This window comes from Kitasatospora sp. NPDC058046 (assembly GCF_042885595.1).
Classification (GTDB): domain Bacteria; phylum Actinomycetota; class Actinomycetes; order Streptomycetales; family Streptomycetaceae; genus Kitasatospora.
In genome coordinates, this window is sequence record NZ_JBHVRS010000001.1 from 114848 (window position 1) to 136695 (window position 21848).

The 21848-nt window shown below is 70.4% G+C and carries 21 protein-coding genes and 1 tRNA gene; 16 read left to right on the plus strand and 6 right to left on the minus strand.

Annotated features, from left to right (window positions below; genetic code table 11):
• Positions 1-70 precede the first annotated feature (70 nt).
• The gene (locus ACFVU7_RS00530; protein WP_388043599.1) at positions 71-949 is read right to left on the minus strand and encodes a glycosyltransferase family 2 protein; all 879 of its coding nucleotides are present in this window, start codon (positions 947-949) and stop codon (positions 71-73) included.
• Positions 950-1257: 308 nt separating this feature from the next.
• Between ACFVU7_RS00530 and ACFVU7_RS00535 the strand changes: the two genes are divergently transcribed.
• Positions 1258-1719 carry an ATP-binding protein gene (locus ACFVU7_RS00535; RefSeq protein ID WP_388043601.1) on the plus strand — a complete coding sequence of 154 codons (462 nt, stop codon included), beginning with the start codon at positions 1258-1260 and terminating at the stop codon, positions 1717-1719.
• Positions 1720-1737: 18 nt separating this feature from the next.
• Here the strand turns inward: ACFVU7_RS00535 and ACFVU7_RS00540 are convergent, their stop codons facing one another.
• Entirely contained in the window at positions 1738-1950 is a 213-nt protein-coding gene (locus ACFVU7_RS00540; protein WP_388043603.1) for a DUF397 domain-containing protein, read from the minus strand.
• Positions 1931-2761, minus strand: coding sequence for a Scr1 family TA system antitoxin-like transcriptional regulator (locus ACFVU7_RS00545; RefSeq protein WP_388043605.1), 831 nt, complete (start codon positions 2759-2761; stop codon positions 1931-1933). The genes ACFVU7_RS00540 and ACFVU7_RS00545 overlap by 20 nt, the downstream gene beginning before the upstream one ends.
• A 214-nt stretch (positions 2762-2975) precedes the next feature.
• Here ACFVU7_RS00545 and ACFVU7_RS00550 point away from each other — a divergent pair, with 214 nt between their 5' ends.
• From ACFVU7_RS00550 to tgmC, 5 genes are all read left to right on the plus strand, one after another.
• A complete protein-coding gene (locus ACFVU7_RS00550) occupies positions 2976-3410 on the plus strand; it encodes an ATP-binding protein (RefSeq protein WP_388043607.1) in 435 nt (144 codons plus the stop codon).
• A 14-nt stretch (positions 3411-3424) separates the two neighbouring features.
• Positions 3425-4030 (plus strand): hypothetical protein, encoded by a 606-nt coding sequence (locus ACFVU7_RS00555; RefSeq protein WP_388043610.1) that lies wholly within the window; start codon positions 3425-3427, stop codon positions 4028-4030.
• Positions 4031-4167: 137 nt separating this feature from the next.
• Complete coding sequence (tgmA, locus tag ACFVU7_RS00560) at positions 4168-4440, plus strand: putative ATP-grasp-modified RiPP (RefSeq protein WP_388043612.1); 273 nt, start codon at positions 4168-4170, stop codon at positions 4438-4440.
• Complete coding sequence (gene tgmB / locus ACFVU7_RS00565) at positions 4440-5405, plus strand: ATP-grasp ribosomal peptide maturase (RefSeq protein ID WP_388043613.1); 966 nt, start codon at positions 4440-4442, stop codon at positions 5403-5405. Before tgmA ends, tgmB begins: the two co-directional genes overlap by 1 nt.
• Positions 5402-6544: an ATP-grasp peptide maturase system methyltransferase gene (gene tgmC / locus ACFVU7_RS00570; protein ID WP_387819554.1), complete on the plus strand. Its 1143-nt coding sequence runs from the start codon at positions 5402-5404 to the stop codon at positions 6542-6544. Before tgmB ends, tgmC begins: the two co-directional genes overlap by 4 nt.
• 75 nt (positions 6545-6619) lie before the next feature.
• On the opposite strand, the gene ACFVU7_RS00575 is transcribed toward tgmC, so the two are convergent.
• The gene (locus tag ACFVU7_RS00575; RefSeq protein WP_388044155.1) at positions 6620-8200 is read right to left on the minus strand and encodes an MFS transporter; all 1581 of its coding nucleotides are present in this window, start codon (positions 8198-8200) and stop codon (positions 6620-6622) included.
• A 205-nt stretch (positions 8201-8405) separates the two neighbouring features.
• Here ACFVU7_RS00575 and ACFVU7_RS00580 point away from each other — a divergent pair, with 205 nt between their 5' ends.
• Positions 8406-9398, plus strand: coding sequence for an Lrp/AsnC family transcriptional regulator (locus tag ACFVU7_RS00580; protein ID WP_049651562.1), 993 nt, complete (start codon positions 8406-8408; stop codon positions 9396-9398).
• A gap of 64 nt (positions 9399-9462) precedes the next feature.
• Here the strand turns inward: ACFVU7_RS00580 and polA are convergent, their stop codons facing one another.
• Complete coding sequence (polA, locus tag ACFVU7_RS00585) at positions 9463-12150, minus strand: DNA polymerase I (RefSeq protein ID WP_388044156.1); 2688 nt, start codon at positions 12148-12150, stop codon at positions 9463-9465.
• 224 nt (positions 12151-12374) lie between these two features.
• On the opposite strand from polA, the gene ACFVU7_RS00590 reads away from it, so the two are divergent.
• The 6 genes from ACFVU7_RS00590 (at position 12375) to ACFVU7_RS00615 (ending at position 19246) form a co-directional block, all read left to right on the plus strand.
• Positions 12375-12887 carry a PaaI family thioesterase gene (locus tag ACFVU7_RS00590; protein ID WP_241852723.1) on the plus strand — a complete coding sequence of 171 codons (513 nt, stop codon included), beginning with the start codon at positions 12375-12377 and terminating at the stop codon, positions 12885-12887.
• A gap of 601 nt (positions 12888-13488) precedes the next feature.
• Positions 13489-14715 carry a branched-chain amino acid ABC transporter substrate-binding protein gene (locus ACFVU7_RS00595; RefSeq protein ID WP_049651560.1) on the plus strand — a complete coding sequence of 409 codons (1227 nt, stop codon included), beginning with the start codon at positions 13489-13491 and terminating at the stop codon, positions 14713-14715.
• Between the two features lie 130 nt (positions 14716-14845).
• Positions 14846-15775, plus strand: coding sequence for a branched-chain amino acid ABC transporter permease (locus ACFVU7_RS00600; protein ID WP_380738786.1), 930 nt, complete (start codon positions 14846-14848; stop codon positions 15773-15775).
• A gap of 5 nt (positions 15776-15780) precedes the next feature.
• A complete protein-coding gene (locus tag ACFVU7_RS00605; protein ID WP_388044157.1) occupies positions 15781-17712 on the plus strand; it encodes a branched-chain amino acid ABC transporter permease in 1932 nt (643 codons plus the stop codon).
• 8 nt (positions 17713-17720) lie between these two features.
• Positions 17721-18533, plus strand: a complete 813-nt coding sequence (locus ACFVU7_RS00610) for an ABC transporter ATP-binding protein (protein ID WP_049651563.1) — start codon at positions 17721-17723, stop codon at positions 18531-18533.
• Entirely contained in the window at positions 18530-19246 is a 717-nt protein-coding gene (locus tag ACFVU7_RS00615; RefSeq protein ID WP_049651557.1) for an ABC transporter ATP-binding protein, read from the plus strand. The genes ACFVU7_RS00610 and ACFVU7_RS00615 overlap by 4 nt, the downstream gene beginning before the upstream one ends.
• Before the next feature lie 61 nt (positions 19247-19307).
• On the opposite strand, the gene ACFVU7_RS00620 is transcribed toward ACFVU7_RS00615, so the two are convergent.
• Positions 19308-19994 carry an ANTAR domain-containing response regulator gene (locus ACFVU7_RS00620; RefSeq protein WP_380777030.1) on the minus strand — a complete coding sequence of 229 codons (687 nt, stop codon included), beginning with the start codon at positions 19992-19994 and terminating at the stop codon, positions 19308-19310.
• Between the two features lie 66 nt (positions 19995-20060).
• On the opposite strand from ACFVU7_RS00620, the gene ACFVU7_RS00625 reads away from it, so the two are divergent.
• The 3 genes from ACFVU7_RS00625 to ACFVU7_RS00635 all read left to right on the plus strand — a co-directional run bounded on the left by ACFVU7_RS00625 (position 20061) and on the right by ACFVU7_RS00635 (position 21821).
• Positions 20061-20135 (plus strand) — tRNA-Leu (locus tag ACFVU7_RS00625).
• A gap of 119 nt (positions 20136-20254) precedes the next feature.
• Positions 20255-21040 (plus strand): helix-turn-helix domain-containing protein, encoded by a 786-nt coding sequence (locus ACFVU7_RS00630; protein WP_388043616.1) that lies wholly within the window; start codon positions 20255-20257, stop codon positions 21038-21040.
• 7 nt (positions 21041-21047) lie between these two features.
• The gene (locus tag ACFVU7_RS00635) at positions 21048-21821 is read left to right on the plus strand and encodes a helix-turn-helix domain-containing protein (protein ID WP_388043618.1); all 774 of its coding nucleotides are present in this window, start codon (positions 21048-21050) and stop codon (positions 21819-21821) included.
• Positions 21822-21848 lie beyond the last annotated feature (27 nt).

The following is a 21848-nucleotide window of genomic DNA, read 5'->3' on the forward strand; positions in this document are numbered from 1 at the left end:
AACCAGTACGGACGTACAGCGCGCCGTCGACGCCCTCCTCCACCTGAACCCGACCGTGTCGGGCCATCTGTCAGAAGACCGGCGGCCGACCCAACTTCGCCATCCGCCACACCGTGCTCCACCGCATCGGCCGTCGTGGCGGACAGGGCGTGCGCACGCCCTCGAAGAAGCCGGACCACCACGCCTTGAGACCGGACAGCGGCGGCCGGCGGACCACCGTGTAGGCCGCCCAGGAGGTGAGGTAGACCGGCACCAGGATGGCCGGCAGGTGGCGCTTGGCCAGCCAGACCCGGTTGCGGGCCGTCAGCCGGTAGTAGGTGGCGTGCCTGGCCGGGTCAGTGCGGGGGTGCTGGAGCACCATGTCGGCGCGGTAGTCGATGTGCCAGCCCGCGTCCAGGGCGCGCCAGGCGAAGTCGGTCTCCTCGTGGGCGTAGAAGAACGCGCCCGGGAACAGCCCGACCTGGTCGATCACGCTCATCCGGATGGCGTGGCCGCCGCCCAGGAACGTGGTCACCGGCCCGGACCGCATCGGGTCACTGGCACCGAGGCGGGGAACGTGCCGGCGCTGGGTGAACCCGGTCTCGTCCGCGATGCGGAAGGACACAATCCCGAGCCCCGGGTCCTGCTCGAAGGCTTCCCGGACCAGCCGGAAGGTGTCGGTGCGGGGCAACAGGCCGTCGTCGTCCAGGACGACCAGCACGTCCATGCCGCCCAGTTCGCGCAGCCGCTCGACGCCGGCGTTGCGGCCGCCGGGGATGCCGAGGTTCTCGGGCAGTTCCACGGGGTCCACCCAGTCCGGCAGTTCGGGCAGTTCCACGCCCTGCCCGAGCACCACGGTCCGCACGCCGTCACTGTCGCCGCCCTGGGCCCGCACCGAGTCCAGCAAAGCCGTCAGCTCCGCCGGCCGGTTTCCCATCGTCAGCACCACCACGCCCAGCGTGACGCCCATCGCACTCAACCCAACCGTGTGAGGAAACGTTCATGACCTCGCCGACACCGCGACCCGGATACGCGCCACTGCGCGGACCGTCCGGGACAGGCCGACTGCCGGGTCACCCTCCCACACTGTCCGCTCCCACTGGCGCCCGAATGCTCCCGATTCGCCCGTAGGGAGGCTGTCCGCTCCATCCACAGCCGCCCGTGTCACACTCCCGGTACGCCTCTCCCCCTTGCGGGCAAGCGCCGTCTGGCCGCCTGGGCAAGCCCAGCGCACGGCGCACTCCCTTCGCACGCACCCCTCCCCCGAGGTACTTCGTCATGCTCAAAACCCACCGGCCCCGCACGTTCGTCGCGCGCCTCGACTCGCAGATCGAATCCACGCCCCTGGCCCGGTACTTGCTCCAGGCCTACCTCGCGGGCCTGCCCTCCGGGGACCGCTACCGCGACACCGCCGAACTCCTCCTCGGCGAACTCTTCGCCAACGCCGTCCAGCACTCCGACGGGCCCGACGACTGCCACATCGAGATCCGCTTCGCCCTCACCGGCTCCCGCCTCCGGCTGGAAGTCCACGACGCCGGCAGCGGCCGGCCGTCCCTCCACACCCCCACCCCCTCCGACGAGCACGGACGCGGACTCTTCCTCATCAACGAACTCGCCGAACGCTGGGGCTACTCGTCCCGGCCCGGAGGCATCGGCAAGTACGTCTGGGCCCACATCGCCCCTGTGCCCGAAAGCAGCAACGGAAGACCCCGCTGCCCATCTGCGGGCAGCGGGGTCTGAGGCGGTTCACAGGACGCGTCAGACGTCGCCGAACTCTCCGGAGCGGACGGCGGTCACGAACGACTGCCACGCGTCCGACCGGAAGACCAGCGCAGGACCATGAGGATCCTTGGAATCGCGCACCCTTCCGGGGTTCAAGTCATCGACCTCGACACACCCGCCTTGCCCGTTGCTGTAGGAGCTCTTTCGCCACGCGGCGTCAGTCGGATGGTCACCGTGCATGCCGTTCATAATCCTTCCGTGCCTTCCGGATCATGGTTACGCTCTCCGGCCGGGTCAGGGCGTCGACCTGAAGCCGATCGTACTGGGCGGCCCATCTGGCCACGACCTCGGAGTCCCGTTCCAGAAGGCCTCGTCCGAGCGTTTCGGTGTAGCCGACCATCGTGCGAGTGGGCAGGGTCAACAAGGTGACCGAGTGCGAGAAGGGGCGCGACTCGCCAAGCGTGTACGGGGCGACCTGGAGGATGATGTGGGGCCGTGCCGCCAGGTCCTCCAGGTGTTGCAGCTGGCGGCTCATGACATCCGGTCCGCCGATCTGGCGCCGTAGAACCGACTCGTCGAGGACCACGTGGACCGTCGCAGGACGGTCGAGCAGGCGCTGGCGTCCGGCCAGAACCCGCAGCCGCTTGTCCGCCTGTTCCTGTGTGGCTTCACCGCGCCGGACCGGCGCCATCTCGTACGCCGCACTGTAGTCCGGGTGCTGGAGTATGCCGGGCACCATGTCCAGTTCGAAGATCCGAATGGCTACGGACTCCCGCTCTTTGGCCGCGTACTGGTCGAAACCCTCGAACAGAACCCTCTGTCCAGCCTGACGCCACTCCCGTTCGAACTTATCCGTTCCGAATGCCTCATCAATTCTCTTCACGAATCGACTGGTTGGAGGTTTCCGTCCAGTTTCGACGGCGGAGATATGGACGGAAGAGTAGCCGGCGAGGCCACCCAGGTGTTCCTGCGTCCAGCCCCTCGCCTCTCTGGCCTGGCGAAGAAGCACGCCGAACTTCGCGGTGGGCGAGGAGTCGGGGTCAAGTTCCTTCCGATTCATGATCGCTAGCAACTCTCCCTTCCAATTCGAAAAGTTGAAGACATGGCCAATGCTAGGCCACAGTGAGTGCCCTGGGTAGTCGCATAACTACGGACCGGATTGACGCCGTCATGTGCGGGCCCAGCAGACGCCGAAGGCCACCGCTCGAAGCTGACCGAGCCGGTCAGACCTCACATCCTTCACACGCCCCTCCGCCCCCTTGAGGTGCTCCCCCATGCTCTCCTCCCGTCGGCCCCGTGCGTTCGTCGCGTGCCTCGACTCCTGCATCGAATCCACGCCCTTGGCCCGGTACTTGCTCCGCGCGTACCTCTCCGGGCTGCCCTCCGGCGACCGGTACGCGGACACCGCCGAGCTGCTCCTCGGCGAGCTGTTCGCCAATGCCGTCCAGCACTCCGACGCGCCGGACGACCGCCACATCGAGATCCGCTTCGCCCTGATCAACTCCCGCCTGCGGCTGGAAGTCCACGACGCAGGCAGCGGCCGACCGTCCCTCCACACCCCCACCCCCTCCGACGAGCACGGGCGCGGACTGTTCCTCGTCAACGAGCTCGCCGAACGCTGGGGCTGCTCGTCCCGGCCCGGCGGCATCGGCAAGTTCGTCTGGGTGCTCATCGCCCCGGCCCCCGCCCTCGCCCTCGCCACCGCCTGAAAGCCGTCACCCCCATGCACCTCACGACCCTGGCCCGCCACGCCCTCTCCCGGGGCCGCACCCCCGCCGACACCTACGCCCTCCTCGCCCGCCGCACCCGCAAGCCGTTGCCCTCCGCCCGCGCCGTCTGCCTCGCCCTCACCATCCCCCACGCCGAAACCACCCGCCGCCTCAACGACTGCTACGACGCCCTCCTCGCCGACCCCACCCCCGGCACCGAAACCGACACCGGCGAACTCCTCGAAGCCCTCGGCGTCTTCGACATCCCCAAGTCCCTCACCGACACCGAACTCACCATCGTCGACCACCTCCTCACCGCCATCGACGCCCACGGCAGCCTCCGCCCCGGCCACCACCACGGCCTCACCCGCTGGTTCACCACCGGCAACCTCACCACCGCCTACCTCTCCCTCACCACCACCCACCCCCACCCCCGCACCGGAAACCCCACCCTCTACTGGACCACCCTCACCACCGCCGGCGAACTCCTCACCACCACCCCCCACTCCGACACCCGCATCAAGTACGCCCTCACCCACTGCCGCACCCAAGCCGCCAAGCACCAGAAGTCGACCCCACCGACTTCCCACTCCTCGCCGCCCGAGGCGAGCGTCCGGTGAGCCTTCCGCCCCCTCGGCATCTCCAGCGTCCCGAGTCCCGCCGAGCCCTGGCCAGGGCCCCTCCCGAGCCTGACACTCCCCTCCCCGCCGGGACGGGACCGCAACGACACGATCCGGACCACCACCAGGAGAAACGCATGCCGCAGACGCCCGCACCGTGGGGCATCAGCAGGATGGGGCCCTACCCGGCCACCGCCACGCTCCCGTCGTTCACGCCCGTGATCGACCCCGAGACGCAGATCGCCGTCATCGTGGACGAGAACGGCCGAACGGTCGAGCTGGGGAACCACGGCACCAGCACCAGCGGTGTCACGCCCACCCACACGAGCCCCGGTGACGGGGCCAAGCCGGGCGGGGCCACGGACAGCGACGTGACCGAGTCCTACGACCAGGACCAGAGCAACGACTGATGGATCACCGAAGCGGGTCGGTGCTGGTACTGACCAACTCCTCCGACGTGACAGCGGATGCGGTCCTGCGGGTGCTCGCCGAGCGCCGGGTACCGGTGGTCCGTCTCGATCCCGGCACCGACCTGCACGCGGGTGCCTCGCTGACTGCCGTGTACGGCACCGGCGTTCAGCGCGGCACCCTCCGCACGTCGAGCCGCGAGCTCGACCTCACGGCCGTGCGATCCGTCTGGGTGCGCAGGCCCTCGCCCTACGGCGGGCCACCGGACCTCGCCGGGCAGGACCGCCGGTTCGCCGCCTCACAGGCGTTCTGGGGGGCGGGCGGCATCCTGGCCTCACTTCCCGAGGCGCACTACGTGAACCACCCGTGGCTCAACCGGGCAGCGGAGTACAAGCCGGCTCAGCTCGCCACCGCGCAGCGCTGCGGATTCCGGGTGCCCGACACCCTGATCACCGACGACGATCACGAGGCACGGAGTTTCGCCGCCGACCACGTCGCCGGAACGGTCTACAAGCCCCTGTGGAACACCCCGTACTCGGTCGACGGGCAGGCACAGGCCGTCTGGGTGCACGAAGTCCGCGGCCAGGACATCACCGAGGCCGTGACAGCGTGTCCGCACCTGTTCCAGGCCAGGGTTCCCAAGGCGTTCGACACCCGGGTGACCGCTGTCGGAAACCGGCTCTTCGGCACCCGCATCGACAGCCCGGACCTCGACTGGCGACACCGCCAGGACCGAATGCGTTGCAGCCCGATCGACGTCCCCGCCCCGGTCGCCGAGGCCATCACCCGCTACCTCGCCGCCTTCCAACTGGTTTTCGGGGCATTCGACTTCGCCGTCACCACTGACGGCACGTGGTCCTTCCTGGAGTGCAACCCGAACGGGCAGTGGGCGTGGCAGCCGGCCGGGACCACCCATCGGATCGCGCACACGATCGCCGACCAACTGGAAAGAGGTCACCACGAATGACCACGTCCGACATCCTTCGCGCAGCCCTCGTCGACCAGCTCACCGGGAACGGCACGCTCACCGACCCCGCGTGGATCGACGCCGCCACCGCTGTACCGCGTGAGCTGTTCGTCTGCGGCTACTTCGTCCCGATCGACGGGAGCGCCCCCACCGGCTACCGGGCCGTGCGCCATGGCGACCCCGGATACCTGGAGGGGGTCTACGCCGACCAGACCCTCGTCACCCAACTCGACGGTCGCACATGCCCGGAGGAGGCCGGGGAGCAGCCGGTGTCCGGGGCACCCTCGTCGTCATCGACGCTGCCCTCGCTCGTGCTGGCCATGTGGCAGCGGCTCGGCGCGGACGCCGGCCACCGGGTGCTCGAAGTCGGCACCGGGACCGGCTATTCGACCGCCCTCGGGGCTCACCGCCTCGGCGACGGAGCCATCACCAGCATCGAGTGCGACCCCCGGGTCGCCGAACGCGCGGCCGCGGCCGTCAAGGCCGCCGGCTACGCCCCGCGCCTCGTCACCGGCGACGGCCTCGGCGGGGACCCGGACGGCGGCTCGTTCGACCGGCTGATCGCGACGTGCTCGGTCCGGTACCTGCCGACGGCCTGGCTCCACCAGGTGAAGCCGGGCGGCCGGATCCTGGTCACCTTCTCCGGGTGGGGCTACGCCAACGCCCTGGCGCTGCTCGACGTGACCGCCCCGGGCGAGGCCACCGGCAGGTTCCTGCCCGGCCACACCAGCTTCATGATCGCCCGCCCCCACGACCGGCCACCCCGTCCGGCCCTTGCCCTGCTCCCCGGCGAGGAACGCGCGAGCCGCATCGACCCCGCGAAGCTCGATACCTGGACCGGAAGCTGGGTCGCACAGCTCGCGGCACCCTCAGCGGAACGGATGGGGGCGGGCGGTCGGCAGATTCTCTCGGACGTGGCCACCGGATCGCAGGCCCGGACCGTACCCGATCCGGCAGGCGGCTGGACCGTCGTCCAGCGCGGACCGCTCCACCTGTGGGACCAGGTGGAGACCGCCATCGAGGCCTGGCAGAGCGCGGGCGAGCCGCCCCAGGACGCCTTCGGCATCACGGTCTCGGCAGCCGGCCAACGCGTCTGGCTCGGCAGCCACGACGGCCCGGGCTGGAACCTGCCGATCTGACCCGGCCCCTTCGGATCGGACGCAGCCCGCCGCCCCGACCCGTGCGCGGGTTGGGGCGGTCCGCGCCACCCGCTGTCACGGGGTGCGCTGCGGCCCCTGGGTGGACGCGCTGCCCGCGGTGACGAGGACGGGGCCGGCGGCGGTCCGCGGCGCCGGGGCCCCGGTGCCAGGGCGGCCGGGCGCGGCGGGCGCGGCGGGCCGCAGGAGGACGGCGCAGGCGAGGGCGGCCAGCAGGGCGAGCGAGGCCGACACGACCAGGCAGAGCTGGAGGCCGTCGAGGAAGGAGCCACTGAGCGCGCTCAGGGCCGGCCTGGTGGCGGGGCCGAGGTCGAGCCCGGCGACGGCGCCGAGGCCCTGTTCCCGGGCGACGGCGAGGACGTGGCCGCCGGTCTCCGTGGGCACGCCGGCGTCGGTGAGGCGGCCGGGCAGGGCGTCGAGGGCGCGGGTGGTGAGCAGGGTGCCGAGGACGGCGGGGCCGAGGGCGCCGCCGAGCTGGCGGAAGGCGTTGTTGCCCGCCGCGGCCATGCCGGCCAGGTGGTGCGGTACGGAGGAGACCGCGGAGGCCGTCATCGGGGTGAGGACGGCGCCGATGCCGAGGCCGAGCAGGACCAGGCGCCAGGCGAGCGACCCGTACGAGGTGGCCGCGTCGACGCCGGTCAGCGACAGCAGCGAGCCCGCCATCACCACCAGACCGGTGGTGATCATGACCCGGGGGGAGACCCGGTGCATCAGCCGTCCGACCGGGACGCCCGCGACCAGGGACGTCCCGGACACCAGGACCATCCGCAGTCCGGCCTCCCACGTGCTCAGGTGCTGCACCAGGCCGAAGTACAGGCTCAGGACGAAGAAGAAGCCGATCAGCCCCAGGAAGCTGATCATGGCGACCAGTGACGTGGCGGCGAAGGCGGGGCTGCGGAACAGGGCCAGGTCGAGCATCGGGCTGTCGCTGCGGCGCTCCACGAGGACGAACGCGACCGCGCTGACGGCGCCGATCACCAGGGCCGCCACCACGGAGGGCGTGCCGAAGCCGTCGGCGCCGCCCTCGATCACGCCGTAGACGACGGCGGTGACCGTGACGGCCGCGCTGATCTGCCCGGGCCAGTCGAGCCGCCGGCCGTGCGGCGCCCGGGAGTCGGGCAACAGGAAGGCCGCGACGACCAGTACGACCAGGGACACCGGGATCGGCAGGAGGAAGATCCAGCGCACCGCGACGTGCTGCTGCAGCAGCCCGGCGATCAGCGGTCCCATGGCCAGCGAGGCCAGCATGGACATCGCCCACAGGCCGATGAACCTCCCGCGCTCCCGGTGGTCGGGGACGGCGTGGCTGATCAGGGCCAGCGTGGTGGGCAGCAGGGCCGCCGCACCCAGTCCGGAGGCCGCCTGCCCGACCCACAGCGACTGCACCGAGTCCGCGGTCAGCGAGACGGCAGCGCCCAGGGCGCAGAAGGCCATGCCCGCCTGGAACACCCGCTTGCGGCCGTGGACGTCGCCCCACACCCCGGTGGTCAGGATCAGCGCGGCCATCGGCAGCACGAACGCGTCCGAGACCCAGGACAGTTGGGAGGTCGAGGCGCCCAGCACCCGCTGGAGCGCCGGCAGGCTCACGGACACGGTGGTCACGGGGAGGTAGGCGACGAAGACGCCCAGGCAGGCCATGACGAGCGTGACGCCTCGTCCGGCCACGGGGCGCTGCACCGTTGCGGAGTTCACGGGGTGGTTCCTTCGACTGCGGGATGCCGCGCGGGCACCGGTTGCTGGGGGCACCGCAAAGCTTCGGCCCCACGGGCGGGGAATCCCCAAGCGATCCCGGTAGACGTACCGGAACCTCCGTTCCGGCCCGCGCCTGTGTCAGGATTCCTCCGTGCCTGACGATCTGGACCGCAAAATCATCCACGGGCTCTACAGCGCCCCCCGGGTCTCCTTCCGCCGCCTCGGCGAGGTCGTGGGGGTGTCCGAACAGACCGTGGCCCGCCGCTACAACGCGCTGCGGCGCGGCGGGATCCTGCGCGTCATCGGGCAGCGGAGCCCGTCCGCCCACGGGCAGGCGGAGTGGGTCGCGCGGCTGCGCTGCCGCCCGGAGGCCGTGGGGCCCGTCGCCGACTCTCTCGCCCGCAGGCCCGAGGTCGGCTACGCCAGCATCGCCTCCGGCGGGTCGGAGATCATCTGCACCATCCGCTCGGCCGCCGGCACCGGGCGCGACGACGTCCTGCTGCGGCAGCTCCCGCGCGCCGCCTCGGTCCTCGACATGAGCGTCGACCTCCTCCTGCACGCGTTCGGCGCCCCGGACGCGGTCGGCTGGGCCGGCGGGGAGCGCTCCCTGACCGACGAGCAGGTGCGGCTGCTGACGGCGGAGCGCCCCGTGGCCGCCGGGCCGCCGCTCGCCCCGGCCGACGAGGACCTCCCGCTCTTCGAGGCCCTGGCGGAGGACGGCCGCGCCTCCCACACCCGCCTGGCGGAGGTCACCGGCTGGTCCACGCCCCGGGTCGCCCGCCGGCTGGAGGCCCTGGAGGCCTCCGGCTCCCTCGCCTACGGCATCGACATCCTGCCGGAGCGCCTCGGCTACGAGCTCAACGCCGTCCTCTGGCTCCAGGTCGACCTGCCCGGACTCGACCGGATCGGCGAGGAGCTCGGCCGGCACGAGGAATGCGCCTTCGTCGCGGCGACCAGTGGCAGGCACAACCTCATGGCCGTCGTCATCTGCCGGGACACCCCCGATTTCTACCGCTACCTCAGCGGCCGCCTGGCCCGCATCGAGGGCATCAGGGGCTACGAGATCAGCATCCGCGTCCGCCGCCTCAAGCAGTCCGTGTCGCTGATCCACCACGGACGGCTGATCCACCCCCCGCTGGGCTGACGCGGGCGCGCCGAGGAACGGGCCCGGACGCCTCGCGCGCCCGGACCCGCCCGAAGGCCACCCGTCAGTGCGCGGCGGCCTCCCAGTTCGGACCGACGCCGACCGAGACGTCCAGCGGGGCGCGCAGCGGGTAGGCGCCCGCCATCTGCTCGCGGACGACGGCCTCGACCCGCTCGCGCTCGCCGGGGGCCAGCTCCAGCACGATTTCGTCGTGCACCTGGAGCAGCATCCGGGAGGTGAGGCCGGCCGCGCGCAGCGCCTCGTCGACCCGGAGCATGGCGATCTTGACGATGTCGGCGGCCGAGCCCTGGATCGGGGCGTTGAGGGCCATCCGCTCGGCCATCTCGCGGCGCTGGCGGTTGTCGCTGTTGAGGTCCGGCAGGTAGCGGCGGCGGCCGAGGAGGGTCTCGGTGTAGCCGGTGGCCCGGGCCTCGTCGACGACCCGGCGCAGGTAGTCCCGGACGCCGCCGAAGCGCTCGAAGTAGGTGTCCATCAGGCCCTGGGCCTCGGTCGGCTTGATGCCGAGCTGCTGCGAGAGCCCGTACGCGGACAGCCCGTACGCCAGGCCGTAGGACATCGCCTTGATCTTGCGGCGCATCTCGGCATCCACCGCGGCGCCCGGCACCTCGAAGACCTGGGAGGCGACGGTGGTGTGCAGGTCCTCGCCGGAGGCGAAGGCCTCCAGCAGCGCCTCGTCCTCGGACAGGTGCGCCATGATCCGCAGTTCGATCTGCGAGTAGTCGGCGGTGAGCAGCGACTCGTAGCCCTCGCCGACGATGAAGGCGCGGCGGATCGCCCGGCCCTCCTCGGTGCGGACCGGGATGTTCTGCAGGTTCGGGTCCTGCGAGGAGAGCCGGCCGGTGGCGGCGACCATCTGGTTGAAGGTGGTGTGGATCCGGCCCTTGGGCGAGACGGTCTTGAGCAGGCCCTCGACGGTGGTGCGCAGCTTGGCCTGGTCGCGGTGGCGCAGCAGGATGACCGGCAGTTCGTTGTCGGTCTGGGTGGCCAGCCAGGTGAGCGCGTCGGCGTCGGTGGTGTAGCCGGTCTTGATCTTCTTCGTCTTGGGGAGCGCGAGCTCGCCGAAGAGGATCTCCTGGAGCTGCTTGGGCGAGCCGAGGTTGAACTCGCGGCCGGCGGCGGCGTGCGCCTCCTCCACCACGCGCTGGATCTCGGCGGCGAACTGCGCCTCCAGCCGGGTGAGCCACTCGCGGTCGGCGGCGATGCCGTAGCGCTCCATGCGGGCGAGCAGGGCGGCGATGGGCAGTTCCATGTCGCGCGTCAGCTCGACGGCGCCGACCTCGGCGAGGCGGGTGTCGAAGAGCGCGGCGAGGTCGAGCACGGCGCGGGCCTGGAGCATCAGCGACCGGGCGGCGGCCGTCTCGTCCTCCTCCGGCGCGTCGAAGGAGAGTTGGCCGCTCTCGGTGGCGGGGGCCGGAGTGAGCGAGCGGCCCAGGTACTCCTCGGCGAGCACCTCCAGGGTGAAGGTGCGGCGGCCGGGCTTGATCAGGTAGGCGGCGAGCGCGGTGTCGGCGACGACGCCGTCGATCGTCCAGCCACGCTCGGCGAAGGCGCGCATGACCTGCTTGGCGATGTGCAGGGCCTTGGGGGCGGCGGCGTCGGCGAGCCAGCCGGCGAAGGCCCGCTCGTCCTCCTCGGCGAGCAGCGCCGGGTCGAACCAGGCGGCCGTCTCCCCCGCGGCGAGGGCGACTTCGGTGACCTCGCCGGTGCCGAGCGCCCACTGGTAGACGGCGGCGAGGGCGACGGTGGTCTTGCCGTCGGAGGCGTGCTCGGCCAGCCAGGCGGCCAGGGTGCCCGGGTCGGTGAGGAGTTCGCCGTCCACCTCGACGCCGGGGGCGAGTTCGGCCTCGGCGGCGTCCGAGCCGGTGGACGGGTCGATGCCGAAGACGCGGTCGCGGAAGTTGGCGTTGCGGAACTCCAGCGACTCCATCAGGGTGCCGACGGCGTCCTTGTCGAACGGCTTGCGGTCCAGGTCGGTGACGCCGAGCGGGAGTTCGACGTCGCGGACCAGCTCGGTGAGCACCCGGTTGCGCTTGACCGAGTCGAGGTGGTCGCGCAGCTTCTCGCCGATCTTGCCCTTGACCTCGTCGGCGCGGGCGACGAGTTCGTCGAAGGAGCCGAACTGGTTGACCCACTTGGCGGCCGTCTTCTCGCCGACGCCGGGGATGCCGGGCAGGTTGTCGGACGGGTCGCCGCGCAGCGCGGCGAGGTCCGGGTACTGGCGCGGGGTGACGCCGTACTTCTCGGCGACCTTCTCCGGGGTGTAACGGGTGAGCTCGGAGACGCCCTTGGTCGGGTAGAGCACGGTGACGTGGTCGGTGACCAGCTGGAGCGAGTCGCGGTCGCCGGTGACGATGTCGACGTTGTAGCCGGCCGCCTCGGCGGCGGTGGCCAGGGTGGCGATGATGTCGTCGGCCTCGAAGCCCTCGGCCGTCAGCCGGGGGACGTGCATGGCGTCGAGCAGTTCGCCGATCAGGCCGACCTGGCTCTTGAACTCGTCCGGCGTCTTGGCGCGGTTGGCCTTGTAGTCGGGGAACTCGACGGAGCGGAACGTCTGCCGGGAGAGGTCGAAGGCGACGGCGAGGTGGGTGGGCTGCTCGTCCCGGACGGTGTTGGCGAGCATCGAGGCGAAGCCGTAGACCGCGTTGGTGGGCTGGCCGGTGGAGGTGTTGAAGTTCTCCACGGGCAGGGCGTAGAAGGCCCGGTAGGCCATCGAGTGCCCGTCGAGCAGCATCAGCCGGGGCCGCGGGCCGGCCCCGCCGCCACCCGTCGCGCCCTTGTCCGTACTCTGCGTAGCCACGTCAACGTCCGTTCCTGCCGATTCCACTACCGGCCACCGATCCTATGGCCCGGCACCGACAAAAAGGACGCCGCGCCGGTCCGGCCACCGCTGCTACCTATGAGTAGGACGGTCGTACGATCACAGGCGGCACACCCCCGAGCGGCAGGAGTTCCCCCATGACCGACGCGGTCCCCGACACCGCCCCCGAGACCGTCCCCGGCACCGCCCCCGACAGCGCGCACGACGGCACGCCCGTCCTGAACGTCCCGCAGGACGTGCTGGACCACTTCGCCAAGCTCGGCGTGAACGCGCGGACCTTCTCCGGCGGCCACCTCGGCGAGAAGCTCGGCATCCGGATCGTCGAGGCCTCCGGCGACCGCGTGGTCGGCACCATGCCGGTGGAGGGCAACCAGCAGCCGTACGGGCTGCTGCACGGCGGCGCGTCGGCAGCGCTGGCCGAGACGCTGGGCTCGATCGGGGCGATGCTGCACGCCGGTCCCGGCCGCTACGCGGTCGGCGTGGACCTCAACGCCACCCACCACCGCTCGGCCACCTCCGGGCTGGTGACCGGGGTGGCGACGGCCGTGTTCAAGGGCCGCACCGCCGCCACCTACGAGATCGCGATCACCGACGACACCGGCCGGCGGATCACCAGCTGCCGGCTGACCTGCATGCTGCGCGACCTCTGACCGAACTCCGAGGCGTGACAACGTCCGCACAGCGGACCGGAGTTCACTCCGGACAACATCAAGTCCCTTTTCCGCCCCCTTGTTTGACCTTCCGCCACCTTGGGCAGGCGTTGGTCTGGACAAGGGGGCGTTCACATGTCCGGGCGCGGTCGGCACACATCCCGCGCTCGTAACGCTGCGTAACAAGTAGGAAATCCGATCAATTGCCGGTTCCGAGGCCTTCAGGCGCCCCGGGGCCACTCGGCCGCGCCCCCGTTGTCCGCAATGCGGACGCTCAAGGTCGGAAGCAGGGCATCGGACACGAGCGTCCGATAATCGGCGCTGCCAGCTGCAACCCCCATTTCTGGGCCTTACATCGCCCTACCAGCGCGTAAACGCCCGCCAGCTCGGGATCGATCGAACCGGAACGACCACATGGTGAGACAAATACTCCGTGTGCTCATAACAAGAGAATCACAGCCTGCGCCCAGTACTGCCCGAGTCGCCCAAGGGCATCTAGAGTCACGGCCAGTCACCGCGCCATTCGATTGGGCCAGGCCCTCCGCGCACTCCGGCTCCCGCCACTCCGGCGCGGGCGCCTCCTGAACCGAAGGGGACCCTCGTGCGTCACCGTTCAGCAGTTGTCGTGAGCATTGCCGTTATCGGTGCCCTCAGCCTCAGCGCCTGCGGCTCCCGCGGAGAGAAGAAGGCCGACGGCGGCAACTCCAACTCCGGCTCCACCACCGTCGTCATCGGCGTCGACTCCCCGCTCACCGGCGACCTCTCCGCCCTCGGCCTCGGCATCCGCAACTCCGCCGACCTCGCGATCAAGAAGGCCAACGAGACCAACGAGGTCCCCGGCGTCAAGTTCGAGATCAAGGCCCTCGACGACACCGGCAAGCCCGCCCCCGGCCAGCAGAACGCCACCCAGCTGGTCGGCGACCCCAAGGTCCTCGGCGTCGTCGGCCCGCTCAACTCCAGTGTGTCGCAGTCGATGCAGCAGATCTTCGACGACGCCAGCCTGGTCCAGGTCTCCCCCGCCAACACCGGCGTCGCCCTCAGCCAGGGCGAGAAGTGGGCCAGCGGCGAGAAGAAGCGCCCGTTCACGTCCTACTTCCGCACCGCCACCACCGACGCCGTCCAGGGCCCGTTCGCCGCCCAGTTCCTCTACAACGACGCCAAGAAGACCAAGGTCTTCCTGATCGACGACCAGAAGACCTACGGCGCGGGCCTGGCCGGCACCTTCAAGGGCGAGTTCACCAAGCTCGGCGGCCAGCTCGTCGGCGAGGAGCACGTCAACCCCGACGACCGCGACTTCGCCGCCATCGTCACCAAGGTCAAGAGCTCCGGCGCCGAAGCCGTCTACTACGGCGGCGAGTACCCCGCGGCCGGCCCGCTCTCCCTCCAGCTCAAGGAGGCCAACGTCAACATCCCACTGATGGGCGGCGACGGCATCCAGAGCGGCGACTTCATCAAGCTCAACCCCAAGAGCCAGGGCGACTACGCCACCGCCGTCGGCCTGCCGGTCGAGAGCCTGGACACCGCCAAGAAGTTCATCGCCGACTACAAGGCGGCCGGCTACAAGGACGCCTACGAGACCTACGGCGGCTACTCGTACGACAGCGCCTGGGCCATCATCCAGGGCGTCAAGCAGGCCGTGAAGGACAACAACGGCAAGGTCCCCGACCGCAAGGCCGTCCGCGACGCCGTCCAGAAGGTCAGCTTCGCCGGCGTGACCGGCACCGTCTCCTTCGACGAGTTCGGCGACACCACCAACAAGCAGCTCACCGTCTACACCGTCAAGGACGGCAAGTGGGCCGTGGAGAAGTCCGGCACCTTCAAGGGCTGACACCAAGTCACCACCATTACCACAGGCGCCACTTCACCACCACCACGCGCGGGGGCGCCACGAGTGCCCCCGCGCGCACCCACATCCACCACCCACGCGGACACCCCGAACGCACTACGGAGGCCCAGCGGTGCACGACCTACCGCAGCAGCTGGCCAACGGCCTGATCCTCGGAGCCCTCTACGGGCTCGTCGCGATCGGCTACACGATGGTCTACGGCATCGTCCAGCTCATCAACTTCGCCCACGGCGAGATCGTCATGGTCGGCGGCTTCGGCGCCCTGACCGCCTACCTCGCCCTCCCCGGCGGCACCACCCTGTGGCTGGCCCTGCCGCTCATGCTGATCGCCGGCATCCTGGTCTCCACCCTCACCGCCGTCGCCGCCGAGCGCTTCGCCTACCGCCCGCTGCGCAACGCCCCACGGCTCGCCCCGCTGATCACCGCGATCGGGCTGTCCATCCTGCTCCAGCAGCTCGTCTTCTCCTTCTACCCGGACGCCAAGAAGGCCCGGGTCTTCCCCAAGATCCCCGGCGACCCGTTCAGCCTCGGCTCCGTCACCATCCAGCGCAGCGACCTCTTCCTGATCATCGCCGCCCCGCTGTGCATGCTCGCCCTCGGCTGGTTCGTCACCCGCACCCGCTCCGGGCGCGCCATGCAGGCCACCAGCCAGGACCCGGACACCGCCAAGCTGATGGGCATCGACACCGACCGCATCATCGTCATGGCCTTCGCCATCGGCGCCGCGTTCGCCGCCGTCGCCGCCATCGCCTACGGGCTGCGCAGCGGCCAGGTCGACTTCCGGATGGGCTTCATCCTCGGCCTCAAGGCCTTCACCGCCGCCGTCCTCGGCGGCATCGGCAACATCTACGGCGCCATGCTCGGCGGCCTCGCCCTCGGCCTCGCCGAAGCCCTCGCCACCGGCTACATCCAGCACCTGCCCGGCATGCACCTCTTCGGGGGCGGCGCCTGGAAGGACGTCTGGGCCTTCGTTCTCCTCATCCTCGTCCTCCTGATCCGGCCCCAGGGCCTGCTCGGCGAGCGCGTCGCGGACAGGGCGTGACCACCATGACCACCACCCACACCGAGACGACCCCGGTCATCCCGCTGCCGGCCCGCGCCGCCGCCGCCGTCACCGGACTCGGCGCCCTCGCCACCGCCGCCTCCGCCGCCATGTCCTGGACCTGGACCTCCGACTTCCCCGGCGACCTCACCTACTACGGCTCCCCGGCCGGCCTCCAGTGGCTCGCCCTCGCCGCCGGCCTGCTCACCCTGGTCCTGCTGCTCGCCGCCCAGGGCGTCCCCGGCCTGCGCTGGGCCGCCCCCACCCGCAGCAACAACGCCGTCCTGTACGCCGCCACCGGCGCCCTCACCGTCGCCGTCTACGCGGTCGCCGCCATCTCCTCCGAGCTCGGCGGCACCACCAACCTCGAACCCGGCGGCTGGGTGCTCGCCGCGGGCGGCCTGCTCGCCGTCCTCGGCGCCCTCGGCCTGCCCCTCGACCGCCGCACCGCCGTACCGCTGCGGATCCTCGACAGGCGCCTCTTCCTGCTCGTCCCGGTCGCCCCCGCCGCCTGGTTCGGCGCCCACGCCATCCCCGGCGACAAGCCGGTGGCCCCGGTCATGACCGCCCTGTCCGGCGGCCTCGCCATCGCGGCCGCCGTCGTCCTGCTGCTCCAGCTCGGCCACCTCGCCAACAGCGGGCTGCGGCTGGGCCGGATCGACCGCCCGCTGGCCGCGCCGCGCGCCCTCCCCTCCTGGGTCGAGGTGCTGCTCATCGTCCTCGCCTTCGGGACCGGACTGTTCGCGATCACCTTCGGCATCGACACCGAGTACGGCGAACTCTTCACCGGCTACCTGCTGTTCGTCGCCCTCGCCGTCCCCGCCCTGACCAGGTCCGGCCTGCTCGCCCGACTGCGCGCGCTGACCGTCAAGCACCGCCCGGTCACCACCGGCGCCGCCTTCGCCGCCGCCGCCGGCTTCCCGTTCACCCAGACCAGCGACCAGTACACCTCGGTCGCCACCAACATCCTGATCTTCGCCACCGTCGCCCTCGGCCTCAACATCGTCGTCGGCCTGGCCGGCCTGCTCGACCTCGGGTACGTCGCCTTCCTCGGCGTCGGCGCCTACGCCGCCGCCCTGGTCTCCGGCTCCCCCGCCTCGCCCATCCACGTCCAGTTCCCGTTCTGGGCCGCGATGCTCACCGGCGCCGTCGTCTCGATGGTCTTCGGCGTCCTGATCGGCGCCCCCACCCTGCGGCTGCGCGGCGACTACCTCGCCATCGTCACCCTCGGGTTCGGCGAGATCTTCCGCATCACCATGCTCAACCTCAACGGCACCACCGGCCCCAAGGTCACCAACGGCTCCAACGGCATCCCGCGCATCCCGGACCTGCAGATCCTCGGCTTCGACCTCGGCAAGCCGCACACCGTGGCCGGCGTCGAACTCGGCCGCTTCTCCAACTACTACCTGCTGATGCTGCTGGTCACCGCCCTGGTCGTGCTGGTCTTCGCCCGGGTCGGCAACTCCCGCATCGGCCGCGCCTGGGTCGCCATCCGCGAGGACGAGACCGCCGCCGAGGCCATGGGCATCAACGGCTTCCGGCTCAAGCTGCTCGCCTTCGCCCTCGGCGCCCTGCTGGCCGGCCTGGCCGGCACCGTCCAGGCCCACGTCAGCTACACCGTCACCCCCGACCAGTACACCTTCGCCGAAGCCCTCCCGCCGAACTCCGCCTTCCTGCTCGCCGCCGTCATCCTCGGCGGCATGGGCACCATCAGCGGCCCGCTGGCCGGCGCCACCCTGCTCTTCCTCATCCCGAAGAAGCTCGAGTTCCTCGCCGACTACCAGCTCCTCGCCTTCGGCGCCGCCCTCATCGTCCTGATGCGGGTCCGCCCCGAGGGCCTCATCCCCAACCGGCGCCGCCAGCTGGAGTTCCACGAGGCCGCCGTCCCGGCCCAGGCCGCCGGCGAGCCGACCGCACTCACCAAGTCAGGGGCGTGACCGACCCGATGACCACCACCACCGCCGCACCCCTGCTCGAAGTCACCGGCGTCACCATGCGCTTCGGCGGCCTCACCGCGGTCAACGACGTCTCCCTGACCGTCGGAGAGGGCGAGATCATCGGTCTGATCGGCCCCAACGGCGCCGGCAAGACCACCTTCTTCAACTGCCTCACCGGCCTGTACGTCCCCACCGAGGGCGCCGTCCGCTACCGCGACACCCTGCTGCCGCCCAAGCCCCACCTCGTCACCCAGGCCGGCATCGCCCGCACCTTCCAGAACATCCGGCTGTTCGCCAACATGACCGTCCTGGAGAACGTCCTGGTCGGCCGGCACACCCGCACCAAGGAGGGCATCTTCTCCGCCATCCTGCGCGGCCCCGGCTACCATCGCGCCGAGGCCGAGAGCCGCGAGAAGGCCATGGAACTCCTGATGTTCACCGGCCTCGCCGAGAAGGCCGACCACCTCGCCCGCAACCTCCCGTACGGCGAGCAGCGCAAGCTGGAGATCGCCCGCGCCCTCGCCTCCGAACCCGGCCTGCTGCTGCTCGACGAACCCACCGCCGGCATGAACCCCCAGGAGACCCGGGCCGCCGAGGAACTCGTCTTCGCGATCCGCGACAAGGGGATCTCCGTCCTCGTCATCGAGCACGACATGCGCTTCATCTTCAACCTCTGCGACCGCACCGCGGTGCTCGTCCAGGGCCAGAAGATCGTCGAGGGCGACCGCGAGACCGTCCAGAACGACGAACGCGTCATCACCGCCTACCTGGGCGCCCCGCTCGAAGGCACCACCCCCGCCGTTACGGAGTCCGACCAGTGACCGCACTTCTCGAGGTCGAGGACCTCCGCGTCGCCTACGGCAAGATCGAAGCCGTCAAGGGCATCAGCTTCACCGTCGAACAGGGCGAGGTCACCACCCTCATCGGCACCAACGGCGCCGGCAAGACCACCACCCTGCGCACCCTGTCCGGCCTGCTCAAGCCCACCGCCGGACGGATCACGTTCGACGGCCAGGACCTCTCGGCCGTCCCCGCCCACAGGATCGTCGCCCTCGGCCTCGCCCACTCCCCCGAGGGACGGCACATCTTCCCCCGGATGACCATCGAGGAGAACCTCCTCCTCGGCGCCTTCCTGCGCACCGACGCGGCCGGCATCACCGCGGACGTCGAACGGGCCTACACCCTGTTCCCGATCCTCGGCGAACGCCGCCGCCAGGCCGCCGGCACGCTCTCCGGCGGCGAGCAGCAGATGCTCGCGATGGGGCGGGCCCTGATGTCCCGGCCCAAGCTGCTCATGCTGGACGAGCCCTCCATGGGGCTCTCCCCGCTGATGATGCAGAAGATCATGTCCACCATCGTGGAACTGAAGTCCTCCGGTACGACCATCCTCCTGGTCGAACAGAACGCCCAGGCGGCCCTCTCCCTCTCCGACCGCGGCTACGTCATGGAGACCGGCCGCATCGTCCTCTCCGGAACGGGCGCCGACCTCCTGCACGACGAGTCCGTCCGCAAGGCCTACCTCGGCGAGGACTGAGCCCGTACGCACGCGAAAGGGCCCGGCAGAAACGTTCTTCTGCCGGGCCCTTCCCGCACGCCTACTCGGGCTTGGCCTCTTCCGCCTTCTTACGGTCCTGGGCCTCGCCCTCCTCGATGACCGCCTCGGCCACCGCCGCCATCGTCATCCGACGGTCCATCGACGTCTTCTGGATCCACCGGAAGGCCGCCGGCTCGTTCAGCCCGAACTTGGTCTGCAGCACGCCCTTCGCCCGGTCCACCAGCTTCCGGGTCTCCAACCGCTGGCTGAGATCCCCGATCTCCTTCTCCAGCGCCCGCATCTCGGCGTACCGGGACACCGCCATCTCGATCGCCGGCACCAGGTCCGACTTCGAGAACGGCTTGACGATGTACGCCATCGCCCCCGCGTCCCGCGCCCGGTCCACCAGCTCCCGCTGCGAGAACGCCGTCAGCATCAGCACCGGCGCCAGGTGCTTGTCGTGGATCTGCTCGGCCGCGGACAACCCGTCCAGCACCGGCATCTTCACGTCGAAGATCGCCAGATCCGGCTTCAGCTCCTCCACGAGGCGCACCGCCGTCTCCCCGTCGCCGGCCTCACCGACGACGGTGTACCCCTCCTCCTCCAGCATCTCCTTCAGATCGAGACGGATCAGCGCCTCGTCCTCGGCGATCACAATCCGGGTGATCTGGGGCGTATCGGTCTCAAGCGGCTGCGCCTGCTCGTCGGCGGTGCTCACGGGGCTCCTAGTTCCGGCGGGGTACTGCATGCACGAGGGTACCTAGACACGGTATGTTTGAGTCAGCCAGTCGGGGCCTTGGGCTTCGATTCATAGGCCCCGATAGCCCAATTGGCAGTAGGCAATGGTCTCAAACACCATACAGTGTGGGTTCGAATCCCACTCGGGGCACTTTTCCTTCAAATCAAAGGAAGCCGCCACTCGGACAATGGTTGGCGATCTTCACCGGTTCGAGTGGACTTTCGACCATTCGCCCGACCGGCCCGGAACATTCGCACACGCTCGGCACCATGCACGAGTTCTCCGTTCGTGAACAAGCTGTCCACCTCTTGCGGCGTGGTGCCGGCACCGCTGAGACAGCTCGCCGACTCGGCCTTCCCGTTGGCACGGTCTCCTGGTGGAAGCACCGCGATCTGGCCAAACGCGGCGAACTCCCAGGCCGCAGGCGCTCCCCTTGCCTGCACTGCTACGGCGACGATCTGGACCGCCCCGCGTACTCGTACCTCCTCGGGCTCTACCTGGGCGACGGTCACATCAGCCACCCGAAGCAGCACCGAACCGCCAGTCTTTTCATAGCCTGCGACGACAAGTGGCCCGGAATCATGGACGCCGTCGAGGCGGCCATGAGGCAGGTCTTCCCTACCCTCGCCCCTTGCCGCCTTCGGCGCCCCGGCAGCCACAACGTCAAGGTGTACTCGAAGCACCTGCCGTGCTACTTCCCGCAGCACGGCCCCGGCAAGAAGCACGAACGCACCATAGCCCTGGAGCCCTGGCAGCAGGAGATCGTCGACGCCCACCCCTGGGAGTTCCTGCGCGGCCTGATCCACTCCGACGGCTGCCGCATCACCAACTGGACCACCAAGACGGTCGACGGCGTGGTCCGCCGCTACGAGTACCCGCGTTACTTCTTCACCAACACCTCGACCGACATCATCGGCCTCTTCACCGCCACCCTCGACACCGTCGGCGTCCAGTGGAAGGCCTCGATCCCCCGCCCCACCGGCCAGGTCAACATCTCCGTCGCGCGCAAGGATTCCGTAGCCCTGATGGACGCCCACATCGGCCCCAAGCACTGACGGCGACATGTACGACCTCGCCACGCGGCAGCGCGCGCTCGACCTCCACGCGTCCGGGCTGACCTTCAGCCAGGTCAGCCGAGCGACCGGCATATCCCGGTCCTCGGTCCGCGAGTGGGCCTCCGGCGCCGTACCCAGCCCGCGCATGACCGCCGAGTGCCCGCTCCGAGACGGCCGGCTCGGCCCCTCTCACCCGCCCTCGAACTACGCCTACCTGCTCGGTCTCTACCTCGGCGACGGCTGCATCAGCGCGGGCCGCCGCGAGGTCTACGCCCTTCGCATCGCCTGCTGCGACGGGTGGCCCGGCCTCATCGACGAGTGCGAGCGAGCCGTCTCGGCCGTCATGCCGCACAACAAGGTCAACCGTGTCCGTGCCCCCGGCTGCACCAGCGTCGTCAGCACCAGCAAGCACTGGCCCTGCCTCTTCCCCCAACACGGCCCAGGGCCGAAGCATCTGCGGCGTATCTCCCTCGCGCCCTGGCAGCAGGAGATCGTGGACGCCCACCCCTGGGAGTTCTTGCGCGGCCTGATCCATTCCGACGGCTGCCGCATCACCAATTGGACGACCCGAACGGTCGGCGGCGTCAAGAAGCGCTACGAGTACCCTCGTTACTTCTTCACGAACACCTCAGCCGACATCGTCGGCCTCTTCACCGCCGCCCTCGATGCCGTCGGCGTCCGCTGGAAGCCCGGTTCCCGGTCCAACGGAGGATTCAACGTCTCCGTCGCCCGCCGGGAGTCCGTCGCCCTGATGGACGCCCGCATCGGCCCCAAGTACTGACGGCGGCGCGGCCCGGCAGGGCCGCGC

Coding starts and splice junctions, on each gene's coding strand:
- ACFVU7_RS00530 (WP_388043599.1), bottom strand. CDS start 949: ATGGGCGTCACGCTGGGCGTGGTGGTGCTGACGATGGGAAACCGGCCG.
- ACFVU7_RS00535 (WP_388043601.1), top strand. CDS start 1,258: ATGCTCAAAACCCACCGGCCCCGCACGTTCGTCGCGCGCCTCGACTCG.
- ACFVU7_RS00540 (WP_388043603.1), bottom strand. CDS start 1,950: ATGAACGGCATGCACGGTGACCATCCGACTGACGCCGCGTGGCGAAAG.
- ACFVU7_RS00545 (WP_388043605.1), bottom strand. CDS start 2,761: ATGAATCGGAAGGAACTTGACCCCGACTCCTCGCCCACCGCGAAGTTC.
- ACFVU7_RS00550 (WP_388043607.1), top strand. CDS start 2,976: ATGCTCTCCTCCCGTCGGCCCCGTGCGTTCGTCGCGTGCCTCGACTCC.
- ACFVU7_RS00555 (WP_388043610.1), top strand. CDS start 3,425: ATGCACCTCACGACCCTGGCCCGCCACGCCCTCTCCCGGGGCCGCACC.
- tgmA (WP_388043612.1), top strand. CDS start 4,168: ATGCCGCAGACGCCCGCACCGTGGGGCATCAGCAGGATGGGGCCCTAC.
- tgmB (WP_388043613.1), top strand. CDS start 4,440: ATGGATCACCGAAGCGGGTCGGTGCTGGTACTGACCAACTCCTCCGAC.
- tgmC (WP_387819554.1), top strand. CDS start 5,402: ATGACCACGTCCGACATCCTTCGCGCAGCCCTCGTCGACCAGCTCACC.
- ACFVU7_RS00575 (WP_388044155.1), bottom strand. CDS start 8,200: ATGGCCTGCCTGGGCGTCTTCGTCGCCTACCTCCCCGTGACCACCGTG.
- polA (WP_388044156.1), bottom strand. CDS start 12,150: ATGCTGCTCGACGGGCACTCGATGGCCTACCGGGCCTTCTACGCCCTG.
- ACFVU7_RS00590 (WP_241852723.1), top strand. CDS start 12,375: ATGACCGACGCGGTCCCCGACACCGCCCCCGAGACCGTCCCCGGCACC.
- ACFVU7_RS00605 (WP_388044157.1), top strand. CDS start 15,781: ATGACCACCACCCACACCGAGACGACCCCGGTCATCCCGCTGCCGGCC.
- ACFVU7_RS00610 (WP_049651563.1), top strand. CDS start 17,721: ATGACCACCACCACCGCCGCACCCCTGCTCGAAGTCACCGGCGTCACC.
- ACFVU7_RS00620 (WP_380777030.1), bottom strand. CDS start 19,994: ATGCAGTACCCCGCCGGAACTAGGAGCCCCGTGAGCACCGCCGACGAG.
- ACFVU7_RS00630 (WP_388043616.1), top strand. CDS start 20,255: ATGCACGAGTTCTCCGTTCGTGAACAAGCTGTCCACCTCTTGCGGCGT.
- ACFVU7_RS00635 (WP_388043618.1), top strand. CDS start 21,048: ATGTACGACCTCGCCACGCGGCAGCGCGCGCTCGACCTCCACGCGTCC.